This window comes from Gemmatimonadota bacterium (genome assembly GCA_016719105.1).
Classification (GTDB): Bacteria; Gemmatimonadota; Gemmatimonadetes; order Gemmatimonadales; family Gemmatimonadaceae; genus SCN-70-22.
The window spans coordinates 658,287-672,668 of record JADKAQ010000046.1; the positions used below are offsets into that span (position 1 = coordinate 658,287).

Consider the following 14,382-nt stretch of genomic DNA (forward strand, 5'->3'; position numbering starts at 1 on the left):
CCCCCCGTGTGCCACCACGCCCACACGATACCTTTCGCGCCATGCGACTGATGACCATGCTCGCCGGCGCTACCGCGACCACCCTCCTCGCCGCCTGCCATCGCACACCGACCTCGGTGCTGCGAGCCGCGCCGGCCGCGCTCGACGCCCCCGCCCCCGATTCGTTCGTCGTGCGCTTCGAGACCACGAAGGGCGACATCGACCTGATGGTCCATCGCGACTGGGCCCCGCGCGGCGCCGACCGGATCCACGGACTGGTGCGGCTGGGCTACTACGACGGCGTGCGCTTCTTTCGCGCCGTCCCCAACTTCGTCGTGCAGTTTGGCCTCGCCGCCGACCCGGCGGCCACGGCGGCCGTGCGCGAGCAGCGCATAGCCGACGACTCCGTGCGCCGCAGCAACGTGCGCGGAACGCTTTCGTTTGCCGCCGCCGGCCCCAACACCCGCACCACGCAACTCTTCCTCAACCTCAAGGACAACCAGCGGCTCGACCGGCTCGGCTTTGCCGTGGTCGCACAGGTGGTGGCCGGGATGGAGGTCGTCGACGCGCTCTACACCGGCTACGGCGAGGGAGCGCCGCGGGGGCAGGGGCCCACGCAGGACCGGATCGGGAAGGAAGGGGAGGCGTACCTGGCGAAGGAGTTTCCCCAGCTCGACCAGGTGCGGCGGGCGAGGGTGGTGAAGCGCTTTGGAGCGGCGCGACGGTGAGACAGGGTGATGGGACCTGAGGCGAGCGTGTGGGGCGGGGTCGAAAGCGGCCGTGAGAACGCGTGACTGACGGCGACGGTGCGATGACCGGTGCGAATGACGCACTGTCAGGTGCGGATGACGCGCTGACAGGTGCGAATGACGCGCTGACCGGTGCGCACGACGCCCTGACCGGTGACGACGGGATGGTACGCGCGGCGAACTGATCGACGTCGCCGTCCCGACGGGGTGCAGGCAAGCGAGTGCCGGATGAGCGCCCGCGGCCGTCGGACGGGTAACCACTGTTCGCGGCCGACCGCGTGGCCAGCGTCACCCATCGGCATACGCATTCGGCCCACGGCGCCGAGCGAATGAGCGGGCTCACGGACGGCGCGGTTCACCGACCGGCGGCATCGGGGTCGTGGCTACCGCGCACGGGGCATCGCGCTTCGTCGTCGGACGAGCGTGCACCGCGAGCGGAGCGATGACACCTTCGCGGGGCCGGCGGCCGTGTGCCACCGGAACGCCGACCGCTGCTGACGGCGGGCCGGCAGCGGGCGACGGATGAGCACACAGTGGAGTCGGCAGCGGCAACGCTTCGATGGGTCGGCCGCACACACCACGCGGCCGACCGACCAGCGCCACCTGAGCGACCGACAGCCGCGGTTGTCCTGGTGGATGCTAGCAATGGACGACGCGACAGCGCGCACGAGGCGCCGAACAGCGCGATCGGATGGCAGCGCGCGAGACGCGAAGGGCAGCGCACGGGACACGGATGGCAGCGCGACGGATGCGAAGGGCAGCGCACGGGACGCGAAGGACAGCGCGCGAGACGCGGATGGCAGAGCAGAGGACGCGAACGGCAACGCACAAGGCTCGGAGAGCAGCGCGCGGCGCTTGAACGGCAGTGCGTGGCGCTTGAACGACAGCGCACGACGCTTGAAGCGCGGCGCATGACGCTCGAAATCCATCGCACGGGCTCGAACTCGGGTGCGCGACACTCCAGGGCGAGCGCGCGAGCCTCGAACTCCATCGCAGGTCGCTTGGACTCCAGCGCACGAGGCTCGAGGACCGGCGCATGGCGCCCAGCCTCAGGTGCAGGACGCTCTAAGTCCGGAGCATGAGGCTCCCGGTCCATCGCTCGACGCTCGAGGTCAGCCGCATGGCGCTCGAAGTCCTCTGCACGAGACTCGAGGTCGAGTGCACGGCGCCTGAAGTCCGACGCTCGGTGCTGAAAGCCCGGCGCTTGAGGCGCAACGTCGGGCGCACGACACCCAAGTACCTGTGCACGAGGCCTGAAGCCCAACGCTCGATGCTCGTGGTCCTTTGCACATCGCTCGAGGTCCAACGCGTGAGGCTCGAAGGCCATGGCACGGTGTTCAATGACGATCGCGCGATCCTCGAAGTCCATCGCACAGCGCTCAAAGACCGTCAATCGGCCATCGAAGTCCGTCGCACGGTGGTCGAGGGCCCACGATCGCCACTCGAAGTGCAAGAAGCGTGAGTCGAAGCCCACCCCTCAAAGCTTGGAGACCGCCACACGCCGCCCGAGACGGGTGACGACGCGTGTGCCACGCGCACGCCGGATTCGAGAATGCGTCACCACCTCTTCGATGGAGGTTACCTCGTAGGTGAGGGACGGGCGTCTTCCACGCGAGTACCTCTCGTCCACATCCGACTGGTGGGAGAGCTCGACCAAGAAGCTTGCTGCCACGCAGATCCCGCGCAGGCGACGGCGGGACGACGTCGAGTGCGCCGACACCGACATCGGGCCGTTGATGGAAAGCGATATGTACATACCCGCTCACGCACGCGCGTGGACGTTGCGGCTCGCGGAGGCACTCGCGCGCGGTGGCGTCAGCGCGAAGGTGCCTGCATTCGCGCAAGGGAGTGGTCACTTGCGTCTACTCGAGAAGCGCCTCGCTCGAGAGGCCGAATCAGCTTCGTCGGGGTTGGACCGCAGATGGCTGGTCGGGAGGGCGTCGAGGCGCGGCAGCCAGACTTCGGCGAGCTTCAGGACGATGGGAACGACTGTGCAGCTCGCGATCCGCCTCGCCTCCGTACGGCTCCGGCCGGGTCACTCCCAAGCACGTGGCGACGCCGTGGGCGCGGTTCTCTCAAGCCCCGATCACCCGGAGCCCCACGGATCGTGACGCTGTGCCGAGCGCCTTGTCGTGTGTTGCCATCACCAACTCGGTGTCCCTCGCTTCACGCCACAGGAGGGCTGTCGACAAGTGAATGGCATCGAGTGTCTCGAGCGGTGTCGCGAACGACTCGGAGGCACGCCGAAGCACGGAGCGCGTGAGTTCGACAACTTCGACACCTTCGAGCAAGCGATAGACCGACTCGCGGCGCGAGGCGACCTCCTTGGCATCCAGTGCGCCGCCGCGAGACAACCGATCGAGAGTTCGCAGGCACTCCACCTCGGTTAACGCGCTCGCCACCGCACTGGTGAGCCGTGTCCACTCCTTGATGCGGTCACGCTCGTTGAGGACGAGGCGAAGGACCACGGATGCATCGAGATACGCGATCATCGTTCCGACTGCCGCCCGTCCGCAGTGCGGCAAGACTGTCGACCGCTGGCTTGAGCGGAGCGGGCAGACGGAAGTCGTGCAACGCGCAGAGCGCGCCGAACTACCAGGACCTCCCCGCTTCGAACGGCACCAGGCGTGCTACGGAGTGTCGCGATCGCACACGGTGACCTGGTGACCCTCACGCGCCGCGCGCAGGTAGGCGCTGAGGTTCGCCTTGAGTTCAGCCACCTTGACCGTCTTGGGATGTGATCTCGTCATGACGATAAGCTAGTCATGTCGTCGCACGAGACAACTCTACCGGTCGCTGCCACCCGTCTGGGCTGAGCGCTACCCCCCGCTCATCGCCGCACTCGCCGCCTTGTACGCCTCGGCATTCCAGAACGCGCGCCCGCAGGTATCGCCACCCTGGCCGATAGACTGCGCGTTGAACATGACGCGCTGCGCGAACGCGTTCCCATCCAACTGCACCGTGCGACGCTCGCCTCCGGACAGCTCGGACAGCTCGGTGACCCCCTTGGCCGCATCGTAGCGCACGAAGGCCACGGCTTCTGCCTTGAGCTTGAGCATGAACGCGCTCGTGAGCCCGCACACCTTGGCACCATCCGCTGCGAGGGACTCGGCGCTGCGCGCAGCTGCCGGAGCCGGCGGCACGGCGGCCTGCGTCTGGATCGCCTTGAACTTCGCAGCGAGTGCCGCGGTGTCGGTGGTGGTGGCGCCGCCCCCGCTGCCAGTTGCCGTGCCGGAACCCTGGCCACGCGAACGCCGCCAGGCACGCTCGCTGATGGAGTCGGCCTGACAATCCATCACCTCGCGACGACGAGCAATGACCTCGTCCTTGGTCCACTCGGGACGCGTGCAGCCATAGGAATCGCTGTAGCCAGTGTCTCCCTTGCCCTCCGGCGCTGGCGCCAGCAGCAACCCCTGCGCGGCGAGCGAATCGCAGTCATTGGAGGTCACGACACCATTGCGCGTCATGACGATGGTGGGAATTGCAGCCGTGGACACCGACACGCGGCCGGTCGCGGGGTCGGACTTGGAGACGGCGGGGCCGGACAGGTCGGCCGCGCCGAGGTACCCGGTCTTGATCCCGTCGAAGCAGGTGAGCCACTGGCCATCCCGCACCCGAAGTCGTCCGCGCACGGTGTACTCCTTCCCCTTGGCGGCCTTCTTGAGTTTGTCCATGAAACCCTGGCCCTCAACCGATTCGGCGAGGGTGACCAGGGCAACGGCGGATACCGCCAGACGCAACGCCCAACAGCGACGCATGTTACCTCCGTGGAGTTGGTGCTCGATCGATAGACCAGGCCGTGCGCCTGCCGGACGGCGCGCCAGATCATACGCCGGCTTGTGATCGTGGGCCAGTCCGAACGAGTCCGTGACGTGCACGCGGTCGTCGTGGCGTGCTCGTCCACAACGGCGCCGTCAGGCGCAGGGAGCGCTGGCCTGTCGTGTCGCAGGGAGCGCTGGCCTGTCGTGTCGCAGGGGCCGCAGCCTTGGCGTCGATGGCGCCAAGACTCACGACGTCACGGACGACCCTTCGCTCGAAGTTGCCGCAGACGTGGATGGCTCGTCGGCGGCCAGGTGGGTTCGATGCTGGCGGCGGGTGCCGGCGCGGGCGTCGTCTTGTCTCTCGCCGTGTCGGTCACGCGACGGAACGTCTCGTCCCGCACACCGGCCTGGGATCCCGTGGCGCTCGGCGCCGCGACCGCGGTGCTCATGGCGGCGGGGTTGCGCCACGGGACTCTATCGTCCGGGAAGGGCGCGGAGGAACGGCAATACATCTGCGGTGAAGTAGGGTTCTTCCGTGCCCCAGAAGATGTAGTTGAGGCGCAGTCGCGTCACGGCGAACGCGTAGAGTTCGGCGACGGTGATACGCTTCCCGGTGCTCCGGTTTCGCTGGGCGAGGTTGCCGTCCTGGACGGCCATGGCGGCAATCACGCCAGGCCGCCGGTGCTCAATCAGGGGGAGGCTATGGCTCCGCTGATAGGGGCGGTCGGGCAGCACATCTGGCCCACCCACACCGGCACCTATCGCCGCCGCATGGGCGTATACACTCCGAAGAAATCCGTGGTCGTCTGCCGGCAGCGACTCTCCGGGCATGAAGTTGGCGTAGATCACGACACACGACTGCCGGAACGCGCCGCGCGCCGCCGTGAGCATGTCCAGAATGCCGGCGGCATAGGCGACTGCCGAGAACCCCGACGGCAGCCGCGCCGGATCCTCGAAGCCGACCGACGTTTCGGCCAGGACCACCCCCTCGATCGAGCCGTCGAACTCCCGCGCGAGCGCCGTCAGGAGCCGCGCGAACCGTGCGCGAACGGATGGGTCCCACCGGCGCGCCACCCAGCCGCCAAAATGCGCGACCCCATCGGCGCCCGTTTCGTACTTCCGCGCAACGCCCCCATGATACGCGGAGTCTGACCGCAGGTAGTCCGGCGTCACCATCGTCTCACTGAACGAGACGTCCTGCAACTGCAGAAAGAGTCGTTTGTTGTGGCGCGTCAGGAACTCGAGGCGTTCACGAATCGGACGGAACTCATAGTGGTCGGGCGTCGGCTCCAGCTCGCGCCAGGTGTACGTGAGTTGGGCGCCGACGAGGTGTGTATTGCGGAGAAAGCTCGTGTCCGCGATGCGCTCATGGTCACGACGGAAGAACACATAGTGGTGCGGCGCGGCGTCGCGAGCACGGTCGGCCGTGCCACAGGAAGGCGGGCTCGCCACCATCAGTGCCGCGAGCAATGTCAGCATGGCCAGTCGCGCGAAGGTGGACGGGCGATGGAAGCTTTTCTTCCGAGTCCAGAATAGCGAGACATCGGCTCACGCGGGCTACGCTGCACAGGGGCTCATTCCACAGCCTCAACGTCCCCGCTCAGCCACCGCCTTGGCCGGTCGGATGCAGTGGGTTCTCAGCGGCCAGCCGCAGCCGCATGACGTCGAAGCCGGTCTGCTCGTGAACCTTCTGGTGCATGAGCTCGAAGCCCAGCCTTTCGTAGAAGGCCCTGCCCGGCAGGTTGCGCTCGAATACCTCGACCTCGAGCTCACCTCGCAACGTGCTCGCCCGATCCATGAGCGCCCGCCCGATCCCCTGTCCATGGAACTCTGGATCAACGAAGAGGGCGCCCACCTCGCTGCCGAGAAGCGAAATGAAGCCGACGACTTGCTCGCGCACTTCCCAGACCCATGTCTCTGCATTCGGCAGGTACACGGAGGGAATGTTGTGGCGCTCCAGCTCGAGAAACCCGGCGCTCAGGAACGGGTGTGCCACGGCCGAAGCTCGGGCCCACACTCGCAGCACAGCCTCGCAGTCCGCTGGTTGGTACGGCCGAATCACTGTTGCCTCCTGGGCCGTGTGTGCAGCTGACAATAGTTAGCCTGGTCGTCACGTCGCCCTGTTCGTCTCGCCTCTCGCCCCGTCGCGGCCTACAACCTCACCCTCCCGCCCCCCTCACCGCACCACCGCCCGCCGAATCGCCCGCCCCGGCAACGCCCCCCGCACGAGCTCCCCCTCCCGAATCACCGGCACCCCGTTCACCACCACGTGCTTCATCCCCACCGAACGCTGGTTGGGCGCGGTGAACGTCGCCTTGTCGCTCACGGTCGCCAGGTCGAACACCACCACGTCGGCATCCTTCCCCACCTGCAATCGCCCCTTCTGCTTCATCTGCGGCACGCTCCCCTCGAGGATGCGAGCCGGCGTCAGGGTGACGCGCGAAAGCCCCTCGCGCAGGTCGACCTTCTTCCGCTCGCGCACGTAGTCGCGCAAGAAGCGCGTGAACGTCCCCGCGCTGCGCGGATGCGCGAACGCATCGGCCGGAAGCGGCCACACATCCTCGGTGATCGTCTTCCCCTGCGACGTCCAGGGCATGGCGTCCGACGCGACCGCGCCGCCGGGAAAGAGCACCGCCTGGTCGAGATACGCCTGATCCTGCGCGCTCTCGGTGGGGCGCATGAAGTGCACGACGATCCACGTCCCCGGCGCCTTCTCCTGCACCTCGGCCAGCGTCGAGTCGTTGTACGGCTTGCCGTTCACCTCGATGTCGCTCGCCTGGGCTCCACCCATCCGCTCACGCCAGTTCCCCCGGAAAATCTCCGCCCCTACAACCGTGCTGCCGGCAGCGTAGGGATAGGCCTCGGTGGTGATCTTGAGCCCGCGCTGCTGCGCGCCGCGGATCATTTCGGCGATGATCGGGATGTCGCGCGTGCTGTTGCTGTTGAGGTGACTGATGTGCATGTGCGCCCCGGTGCTTGCCGCCAGCGACACCAGCTCCTCGAACGCCTCGAACGTCGACTGCGGCTCGATGACGCTCAGGTAGCGCACGTGCGTGAACGTGGGGACGTCGTACTTCTTGGCGAGCTGGGCGAGGGCGTAGTACTCCTTGCGTCCGTACCCGGGGGCGTAGCCCGCGAGCACGCCGATCCCCAGCGCCCCTTCCTTGAGCCCCCGCTCCACCCGGGCCATGATGCGCGACGTCTCCTCGGGCGAGGCGATGGTGTACTGCCACCCCTTCTTCTTCTGCGCGTTCTGGAAGAAGGCGATGTCGCCATCGGGCTCCATATGCTCCTTTTCGGCGATGCGCCCAAAGAGCCAGGCGGCGGAGAAGCCGTAGTTGATGGGGCGCCCTTCCTTGGCGACCTGGGCGTAGGCCGCGGCGATGGGGAGCGTCCCCGCCTCGAGTTCGAGTGCCGTCGTGACACCGTCGAAGGCCTGCATGCGGGCCGCGGCCATGTACTGCCCATGGGCGTGGAGGTCGATGAAGCCGGGGGCGACCACCATCCCCCTGGCGTCGAGCGTCTCCTTCCCCTTGAGCGGCGTGGCCGAGATGGCGGCGATCTTCCCCGCGCGGACGCCGACCCAGCGCACGGCGTCGAGCCCGGTCTCGGGATCGACCGCCCGCCCGTTGGCGATGACCAGGTCGTAGGGGGCCGCACCCTGCGCGGCCAGCGGGGCCGGCGGCAGGACGAGGGCGGCGAGGGCAACCAGGACCGCGAAGGCGGCGGCGGTGCGGCGGGACGCGGGAGAGGGCATGACGCGGGGGAATCGGGGTGGACGCTCGCGGGAGAGAATGCCGCCCAACGCCCGCTTCCGCCAGTCCACCGTTAGGCGCTCGGGGATTCCCCCGCTGGCGCCTCTCGGGGCGACAGGCCATTGTGGGGGCGCACGCCCCACCACTCCGTCGATGCGCCACTCCCTGCACGAAGGCCTGCGCGACGCCCACGCGCGCACCTACGACGATGCCGCCCGCGACCCGGAGTGGTTCTGGGGGCACGCCGCCCGCCAGCTCCACTGGGACGTCCCCCCGGCCCTCGTCCTCGACCGGTCGACCGCCCCGCTCTACCGCTGGTTCACCGGCGGCATGCTCAACACGTGCTACAACGCGATCGACCGCCACGTGGAGGGGGGGCGCGCCGAGCAGGCGGCGGTCATCTACGACTCGCCGGTCACCGGGATCAAGCGCACGCTGACCTATCGCGAGCTGCAAGCGGAGGTCGCGCTCTTTGCCGGCGTGCTCACCTCGCTCGGCGTGACAAAGGGCGACCGCGTGGTGATCTACATGCCGATGACGCCGGAAGCGCTCATCGCGATGTACGGCTGCGCGCGCATCGGGGCGGTACACTCGGTGGTCTTCGGTGGCTTTGCCTCGCACGAACTCGCCGTGCGCATAGAGGACGCCTCCCCCAAGGTCGTCGTCTCGGCGTCGTGCGGGGTCGAGGTCTCGCGCGTGGTGGACTACAAGGTGCTGCTCGACAAGGCGCTCGAGCTGTCGTCGCACAAGCCGGCGCACGTCATCACCCTGCAGCGTCCGCAGCGCCTCTGCACCCTCCTCCCGGGGCGCGATCACGACTGGCACGAACTGATGGCGCGCGCCCGTCCCGTGCCGTGCGTCCCGGTGCAGGCCACCGATCCGCTGTACATCCTCTACACCTCGGGAACGACCGGTCGCCCCAAGGGAGTGGTGCGCGACAACGGCGGGCATGCGGTCGCGCTGCTCTGGTCCATGCAGCACGTGTACGACATGGACCCCGGGGAGGTGTTCTGGGCCGCGAGCGACGTGGGGTGGGTGGTGGGGCATTCCTACATCGTCTATGCCCCCCTGCTGCTGGGATGCACGACGATCATCCACGAAGGAAAGCCGGTGGGGACGCCGGACGCCGGCGAGTTCTGGCGGGTGATCCAGGAACACAAGGTCAGCGCCCTGTTCACGGCGCCGACCGCCATCCGCGCCATCAAGAAGGAAGACCCGCTGGGCCACTGCTACAAGCCGTACGACACCTCGTCGCTGCGGGCGTTGTTCCTGGCGGGAGAGCGTCTCGACCCCGACACCTACCACTGGGCGCGCGCCCTGCTCCAGCGCCCCGTCGTCGATCACTGGTGGCAGACCGAGACCGGGTGGCCGGTGGCTGCCAACTGTTTGGGGATCGAACAGCTCCCCGTCAAGCCGGGCTCTCCCACCAAGCCGGTCCCCGGCTACACGGTGGAGATCGTCGACGACGACGGGAACATCCTTCCGCCGGAAAAGGAGGGAGCGGTCACGCTGCGCCTCCCCCTGCCGCCGGGGACGCTGTCGTCGCTCTGGCAGGATGACGAACGCTTCATCTCCACCTACCTCTCGAAGTACCCGGGACGTTACCTCACCGGCGACGGCGGCTACATCGACGAGGACGGCTACCTCTTCATCATGGGGCGCATCGACGACGTGATCATCGTCGCCGGGCACAACCTGTCGACCGGGAGCATGGAGCAGGCGCTCTCGGCGCACCCAGACGTGGCCGAGTGTGCGGTGTTCGGGGTGAAGGACGCGCTCAAGACGCAGCTGCCGCTGGGACTGGCGGTGCTCAAGTCCGGCGTCACCCGAAGCGCCGACGTCATCTGCGAAGAGTTGGTGCAGGCGGTGCGGCTGGCGGTGGGGCCCGTGGCCAACTTCCGGAAGGTGGCGATCGTGGCGCGCCTCCCCAAGACGCGCTCGGGGAAGGTGCTGCGTGGGACCATGCGCAAGATCGCCGATGGCGAGGCGTTCGCCGTCCCACCCACCATCGACGACCCGGCAACACTGGACGAGGTCCGCGTCGCGCTGCAATCGTTAGGCTACGCCCGCGAGACCGACGCCCCCATTGGCGGCTGACCGTCGCCGACCCCTCCCTCCCGCTCCCCACGACCGATGTCGCTCCTCAAGTGCCACGGCTTCCTGTTCGACATGGACGGCGTCCTCGTCGACTCGCGCGCGGTCGTCGAGCGCACCTGGCAGCGCTGGGCGGAGCGGCGCGGCTTCGACGCCGACGCCATCGTCCCCATCGCGCACGGACGCCGCGCCAGTGACACGCTCCGCGACATCGCCCCGCACCTCGACATCGCCGCCGAGACGGCCTGGATCGACGAGGTGGAGCGGAACGACCTGGAGGGGGTGGTGGCCATGCCGGGCGCCGCAGCGCTGCTGGCACACCTGCCCGGGCTGGCGTGGGCGATCGTCACCTCATGCTCCGACGCGCTGGCGCGGGCACGACTGGCCGCCTGCGGTCTCCCCATCCCGCGCGTCCTGATCGCCGCCGAACGCATCGGCGCCGGAAAGCCGGCCCCCGACGGCTACCTCGCCGGCGCACGCGCACTCGGCATCGCCCCAGCCGAATGCGTCGTCTTCGAGGACGCCCCCCCGGGGATCCAGGCAGGACTCGCCGCCGGCGCGCGCGTCGTCGGGCTGGCCACCACCTACCCGGCCGAGCGACTCACCGACGCCACCCGCATCGTGCGTGACCTCACCGAGGTACGCATCGGGCGAGACCACGGGGCGCAGCCCGTCCTGGGTGGACACGACGTCTTTCACGTCCTGCTGGGCGGCTAGCCTCGCACCCCGGCGCCGGTGTCGCCCCGACCACTCACTGAAACCGTTCGCCCGCCCCCCCCGTACTTCCTATGGGTATCCAATGGGAGTCAGGCGCGCCACCGCGCGCGGGGAGTGAATCATGGCGAAGCAGGCAGGACGAGTGGCGCGGGGCGCCCGAATGGTGGGAAAGCTGGTGCTCCTGCTGTTGTTGGTTGGGGTGGTGAGCGGCGGCATTGCCTACTGGCGGTCGAGCAATGACTGCCCTCACCCTGATCGGGCCAACCCGACGCAGGCGATGCGCGCCTACATCCACTGCACCTATGGCCCGCCCTCGGCGCTTCGCTACGAGACGCTCCCCCGGCCGGTCCCGAACGACTCGCAGGTGCTGGTCCGCGTCCTCGCCGTCTCGGTGAACCCGGCCGACTGGCACGAGATGCGCGGGACCCCGATGATCGCTCGACCCAGCATGGGGTGGCGTGTGCCATCGGAGATCGCGATGGGGACCGACTTCGCCGGCGTGGTCGAGGCGGTCGGGAAGCGGGTGACGCGTTTCCATCCCGGCGACTCGGTCTTCGGGGCGGCCAGCGGGGCGTTCGCCGAGTACGTGGTGGCGCGGGAGTCGCGCCTGATGCCCAAGCCGGCGCGCATCACGATGGCGCAGGCGGCGTCCATTCCCATCGCGGCGATCACCGCGCTCCAGGGGGTGCGCGACCAGGGGGCGGTGCGCGCCGGTTCACGCGTCCTCGTGAATGGGGCCTCCGGCGGCGTCGGCACGTACGCGGTCCAGATCGCCAAGGCACTCGGCGCAGAGGTCACTGGGGTGTGCAGCAGCCGCAACGCGGCCATGGTGCGCGCCATCGGTGCCGATCACGTCATCGACTACACCACGGTCGACTTCACGCAGCAACCCGATCGCTACGACGTCATCATCGACATGGTGGGCAACCACCCGTTAGGCACGATGCGCCAGGTGCTCGCGCCGCGCGGGACCTACGTCATGATCGGGGGGCCGTCGGGGCGGTGGTTCGACCCGCTGCCGCGGGCCGCCGCCACCATGGTGTACTCATGGCTGGGCGACCAGCCCATGCACTTCTTCATCGCCCGGATCACCCAACCCGACCTCGACGTCCTGCGAGCGCTGATCGATTCGGGGAAGGTGACCCCCGTCGTCGATCGCACTTATCGCTTCGACCAGCTTCCCGAGGCGATGGCCTACCTCGAGACCGGGCGCGCGCGTGGCAAGGTGGTCGTGTCGATCCCCTGACCCTCGCACGCCGGACCCTCCATTCCGCGCCACGCCCTTCGCGCATTCGCGGCTTCGCGTGAGCCCGCAGTTGGTTTCCTCACGCGAAGGCGCGAAGCCGCGAAGAAGGACTGGCGTGCCGTACTGCCCTAGCGCTTCTTCGCGAGGATCGTCCCTCGACAGTTCTCCGCTCCGCAGTGGCAGGGGAAGCGCTTCTTGGCCGCCGGTGTGTGGCGTTCCTCGAGGATGTACGCGTAGTCGTACGCCAGCTCCTCGCCGCTCACGATGTCGCGGATCGACTCGATCCAGATGCGTCCGCCGTCGATGACGGCGTCGCAGTTGGGGTCGCAGGAGTGGTTGATCCAGCGCGCGTCGTTCCCGTTGACCGCTGCGTCGACCACCACGTCGTCGTCGATGGCGAAGAGGAAGGTGTGGTGCCGCTCCCCGGGGACGTCGGGATAGCGCGCCTCGGACTGGGCCGGCGTCAGGCGCTCGCCGGCGTACTCGATGAGGCGAACGCCGGGGGGGATGTAGCGGGTGGCGAAGGCTCCCTTCCCCTGGATCGGCGAGTCACGGATCTCGAACGGGTCGCCGGCCGGGGACGCGATGGGGGGAGAGGGCGGGGACGAATCGGCGTCGCGGGGCACGGAGGACATGGGGGGAAGATAGGGCGCCCCGCTCCCGCCGGAGGGCGGCGGTTGCTTACGATTAAGGGCCCCGTTGCCGCAGCATTCTCGGGGCACCGCCATTCCCCTTACCCAGACAGGAGCCGGGGATGAACGACAAGCAGTTGCAGGCGCTCGTGCGGAAGAACGCCGCCAAGGCGGCGAAGGCGAGCCAGAAGCGCTCGGCGTACACGGATCCGACTCTCGAGGCGACCCGAGGGAGCAGCGATACCGGCGACGACTCCGATGCGAAGAAGATCTTCAAGGAGATGAAGAAGCGCGAGTTCTAGCGCTGGATCATGCAACTCCACCATCGATTGCTCGCCGGGCTCACACTCGGCGGGGCGCTGCTCTTTTCGGCGTGCGGCCGCGGAGCGGGTGACAAGGCGGGCGAGTCGGCCGATGCGGCGAGCACGAGTGGCTTTCGCGGCGTCATCACCTCCCCGCCGCGCGAGAAGCCCGACTTCACGCTGACCGACTTCAATGGCGAGCCGTTCAACTTCCGGCTGGCCACCAACGGCAAGGTCACGCTCCTTTTCTTCGGCTACACGCACTGCCCCGACGTCTGCCCGTTGCACGTGGCGAACGTGGCCGCGGTGCTCAAGAAGCTCCCGTTCGAGGCACGCGACGCGATCCGGTTCGTCTTCGTCTCGACCGACCCCGAGCGCGACACCCCCGCGCGCCTCAAGGAGTGGCTGGGGGGCTTCGACCCGAGCTTCATCGGGCTGCGCGGCAGCGTGGAGGAGGTGAACCGCATCCTCTACACGCTGCGCATGCCGCCGATCGACCTGTCGCAGAAGCCCGCCGCCGCACCGCAGGAGTACCTCGTGGGGCATGCGGCGCAGGTCCTCGCCTTCAGCACCGACGGCTATTCGCGACTCGAGTACCCGTTCGGGATCCGGCAGGACGACTGGGCGCACGACCTCCCCAAGCTTGCCCGCGGCGAGCTGCCTAACGGCACCGCGCCGTCCGGGCCGGGGGGCGTCGACCTCAAGCCGATGGCCGAGTCCGCGGCGCCGGCGGTGGCGATTCGCGTGGCGGCGGCGCTCATGCCGCAGCCGGCGACGACCACCGAGGGGGCGCTCTATCTCGTGCTGCGCAACGGCGCGAGCGAGGACACGCTCTACGCCGTCGAGAGTCCCGCCGCCGGTCGCGCCTCGATGCACGAAACGATGCCCGGCGATCACCAGGCGATGGGACACATGATGCCGCTTGCGGAGGTCGTGCTGCGCTCGGGCGAGACGCTGCAGTTCCTCCCCGGCGCGCGGCACATCATGCTCCACGACTTCAAGGTGCGCCCATCGGTGGGGGACGCGGTCCCCGTTCGCCTGCGCTTCCGCAGGGCCGGCGATGTGATCGTGGTGGCCAACGTGGTGGCCTACGCGGACGTGGAGCGGATGCTCACCGCCGCCGCTTCTTCGCTCGGCCAGTAGGGGA

The 14,382-nt window shown here is 68.6% G+C and carries 15 protein-coding genes; 8 read left to right on the forward strand and 7 right to left on the reverse strand.

Annotated elements, in window-relative coordinates; translation table 11 throughout:
* Positions 1-41: 41 nt before the first annotated feature.
* From IPN47_26820 to IPN47_26830, 3 genes are all read left to right on the forward strand, one after another.
* Positions 42-707 carry a peptidylprolyl isomerase gene (locus tag IPN47_26820; protein MBK9411594.1) on the forward strand — a complete coding sequence of 222 codons (666 nt, stop codon included), beginning with the start codon at positions 42-44 and terminating at the stop codon, positions 705-707.
* A 62-nt stretch (positions 708-769) separates the two neighbouring features.
* Complete coding sequence (locus IPN47_26825) at positions 770-913, forward strand: hypothetical protein (GenBank protein ID MBK9411595.1); 144 nt, start codon at positions 770-772, stop codon at positions 911-913.
* A gap of 935 nt (positions 914-1,848) precedes the next feature.
* Positions 1,849-2,190, forward strand: a complete 342-nt coding sequence (locus tag IPN47_26830) for a hypothetical protein (protein MBK9411596.1) — start codon at positions 1,849-1,851, stop codon at positions 2,188-2,190.
* 613 nt (positions 2,191-2,803) lie between these two features.
* Here IPN47_26830 and IPN47_26835 read toward each other — a convergent pair.
* The 6 genes from IPN47_26835 to IPN47_26860 form a co-directional block, all read right to left on the reverse strand.
* Positions 2,804-3,196: a type II toxin-antitoxin system VapC family toxin gene (locus IPN47_26835; protein MBK9411597.1), complete on the reverse strand. Its 393-nt coding sequence runs from the start codon at positions 3,194-3,196 to the stop codon at positions 2,804-2,806.
* Positions 3,197-3,358: 162 nt separating this feature from the next.
* Positions 3,359-3,478 (reverse strand): type II toxin-antitoxin system prevent-host-death family antitoxin, encoded by a 120-nt coding sequence (locus IPN47_26840; protein ID MBK9411598.1) that lies wholly within the window; start codon positions 3,476-3,478, stop codon positions 3,359-3,361.
* Between the two features lie 69 nt (positions 3,479-3,547).
* Complete coding sequence (locus IPN47_26845; protein MBK9411599.1) at positions 3,548-4,402, reverse strand: hypothetical protein; 855 nt, start codon at positions 4,400-4,402, stop codon at positions 3,548-3,550.
* A 561-nt stretch (positions 4,403-4,963) separates the two neighbouring features.
* A complete protein-coding gene (locus IPN47_26850) occupies positions 4,964-5,959 on the reverse strand; it encodes a hypothetical protein (GenBank protein ID MBK9411600.1) in 996 nt (331 codons plus the stop codon).
* A 130-nt stretch (positions 5,960-6,089) separates the two neighbouring features.
* On the reverse strand, positions 6,090-6,551 hold the full coding sequence (locus tag IPN47_26855) for a GNAT family N-acetyltransferase (GenBank protein ID MBK9411601.1): 462 nt from the start codon (positions 6,549-6,551) through the stop codon (positions 6,090-6,092).
* Positions 6,552-6,665: 114 nt separating this feature from the next.
* Positions 6,666-8,246: an amidohydrolase family protein gene (locus tag IPN47_26860; GenBank protein MBK9411602.1), complete on the reverse strand. Its 1,581-nt coding sequence runs from the start codon at positions 8,244-8,246 to the stop codon at positions 6,666-6,668.
* A gap of 151 nt (positions 8,247-8,397) precedes the next feature.
* On the opposite strand from IPN47_26860, the gene IPN47_26865 reads away from it, so the two are divergent.
* From IPN47_26865 to IPN47_26875, 3 genes are all read left to right on the forward strand, one after another.
* Positions 8,398-10,341 carry a propionyl-CoA synthetase gene (locus IPN47_26865; protein ID MBK9411603.1) on the forward strand — a complete coding sequence of 648 codons (1,944 nt, stop codon included), beginning with the start codon at positions 8,398-8,400 and terminating at the stop codon, positions 10,339-10,341.
* A gap of 36 nt (positions 10,342-10,377) precedes the next feature.
* Entirely contained in the window at positions 10,378-11,055 is a 678-nt protein-coding gene (locus IPN47_26870) for an HAD-IA family hydrolase (GenBank protein ID MBK9411604.1), read from the forward strand.
* A gap of 277 nt (positions 11,056-11,332) precedes the next feature.
* Positions 11,333-12,301 (forward strand): NAD(P)-dependent alcohol dehydrogenase, encoded by a 969-nt coding sequence (locus IPN47_26875; GenBank protein MBK9411605.1) that lies wholly within the window; start codon positions 11,333-11,335, stop codon positions 12,299-12,301.
* 128 nt (positions 12,302-12,429) lie between these two features.
* Here the strand turns inward: IPN47_26875 and IPN47_26880 are convergent, their stop codons facing one another.
* Positions 12,430-12,936, reverse strand: a complete 507-nt coding sequence (locus tag IPN47_26880; protein MBK9411606.1) for an SET domain-containing protein-lysine N-methyltransferase — start codon at positions 12,934-12,936, stop codon at positions 12,430-12,432.
* Between the two features lie 119 nt (positions 12,937-13,055).
* On the opposite strand from IPN47_26880, the gene IPN47_26885 reads away from it, so the two are divergent.
* Together IPN47_26885 and IPN47_26890 are read left to right on the forward strand one after the other, a co-directional pair.
* Positions 13,056-13,235: a hypothetical protein gene (locus tag IPN47_26885; GenBank protein MBK9411607.1), complete on the forward strand. Its 180-nt coding sequence runs from the start codon at positions 13,056-13,058 to the stop codon at positions 13,233-13,235.
* A 9-nt stretch (positions 13,236-13,244) separates the two neighbouring features.
* A complete protein-coding gene (locus IPN47_26890) occupies positions 13,245-14,378 on the forward strand; it encodes an SCO family protein (GenBank protein MBK9411608.1) in 1,134 nt (377 codons plus the stop codon).
* The last annotated feature ends 4 nt before the right edge of the window (positions 14,379-14,382 follow it).

What these genes read in the sequence shown, in the direction of transcription:
- IPN47_26840 (MBK9411598.1), bottom strand. Translation starts at nt 3,478, where the DNA reads ATGACGAGATCACATCCCAAGACGGTCAAGGTGGCTGAACTCAAGGCG.
- IPN47_26865 (MBK9411603.1), top strand. Translation starts at nt 8,398, where the DNA reads ATGCGCCACTCCCTGCACGAAGGCCTGCGCGACGCCCACGCGCGCACC.
- IPN47_26875 (MBK9411605.1), top strand. Translation starts at nt 11,333, where the DNA reads ATGCGCGCCTACATCCACTGCACCTATGGCCCGCCCTCGGCGCTTCGC.
- IPN47_26880 (MBK9411606.1), bottom strand. Translation starts at nt 12,936, where the DNA reads ATGTCCTCCGTGCCCCGCGACGCCGATTCGTCCCCGCCCTCTCCCCCC.
- IPN47_26885 (MBK9411607.1), top strand. Translation starts at nt 13,056, where the DNA reads ATGAACGACAAGCAGTTGCAGGCGCTCGTGCGGAAGAACGCCGCCAAG.
- IPN47_26820 (MBK9411594.1), top strand. Translation starts at nt 42, where the DNA reads ATGCGACTGATGACCATGCTCGCCGGCGCTACCGCGACCACCCTCCTC.
- IPN47_26870 (MBK9411604.1), top strand. Translation starts at nt 10,378, where the DNA reads ATGTCGCTCCTCAAGTGCCACGGCTTCCTGTTCGACATGGACGGCGTC.
- IPN47_26845 (MBK9411599.1), bottom strand. Translation starts at nt 4,402, where the DNA reads ATGGACAAACTCAAGAAGGCCGCCAAGGGGAAGGAGTACACCGTGCGC.
- IPN47_26890 (MBK9411608.1), top strand. Translation starts at nt 13,245, where the DNA reads ATGCAACTCCACCATCGATTGCTCGCCGGGCTCACACTCGGCGGGGCG.
- IPN47_26860 (MBK9411602.1), bottom strand. Translation starts at nt 8,246, where the DNA reads ATGCCCTCTCCCGCGTCCCGCCGCACCGCCGCCGCCTTCGCGGTCCTG.
- IPN47_26830 (MBK9411596.1), top strand. Translation starts at nt 1,849, where the DNA reads ATGGCGCTCGAAGTCCTCTGCACGAGACTCGAGGTCGAGTGCACGGCG.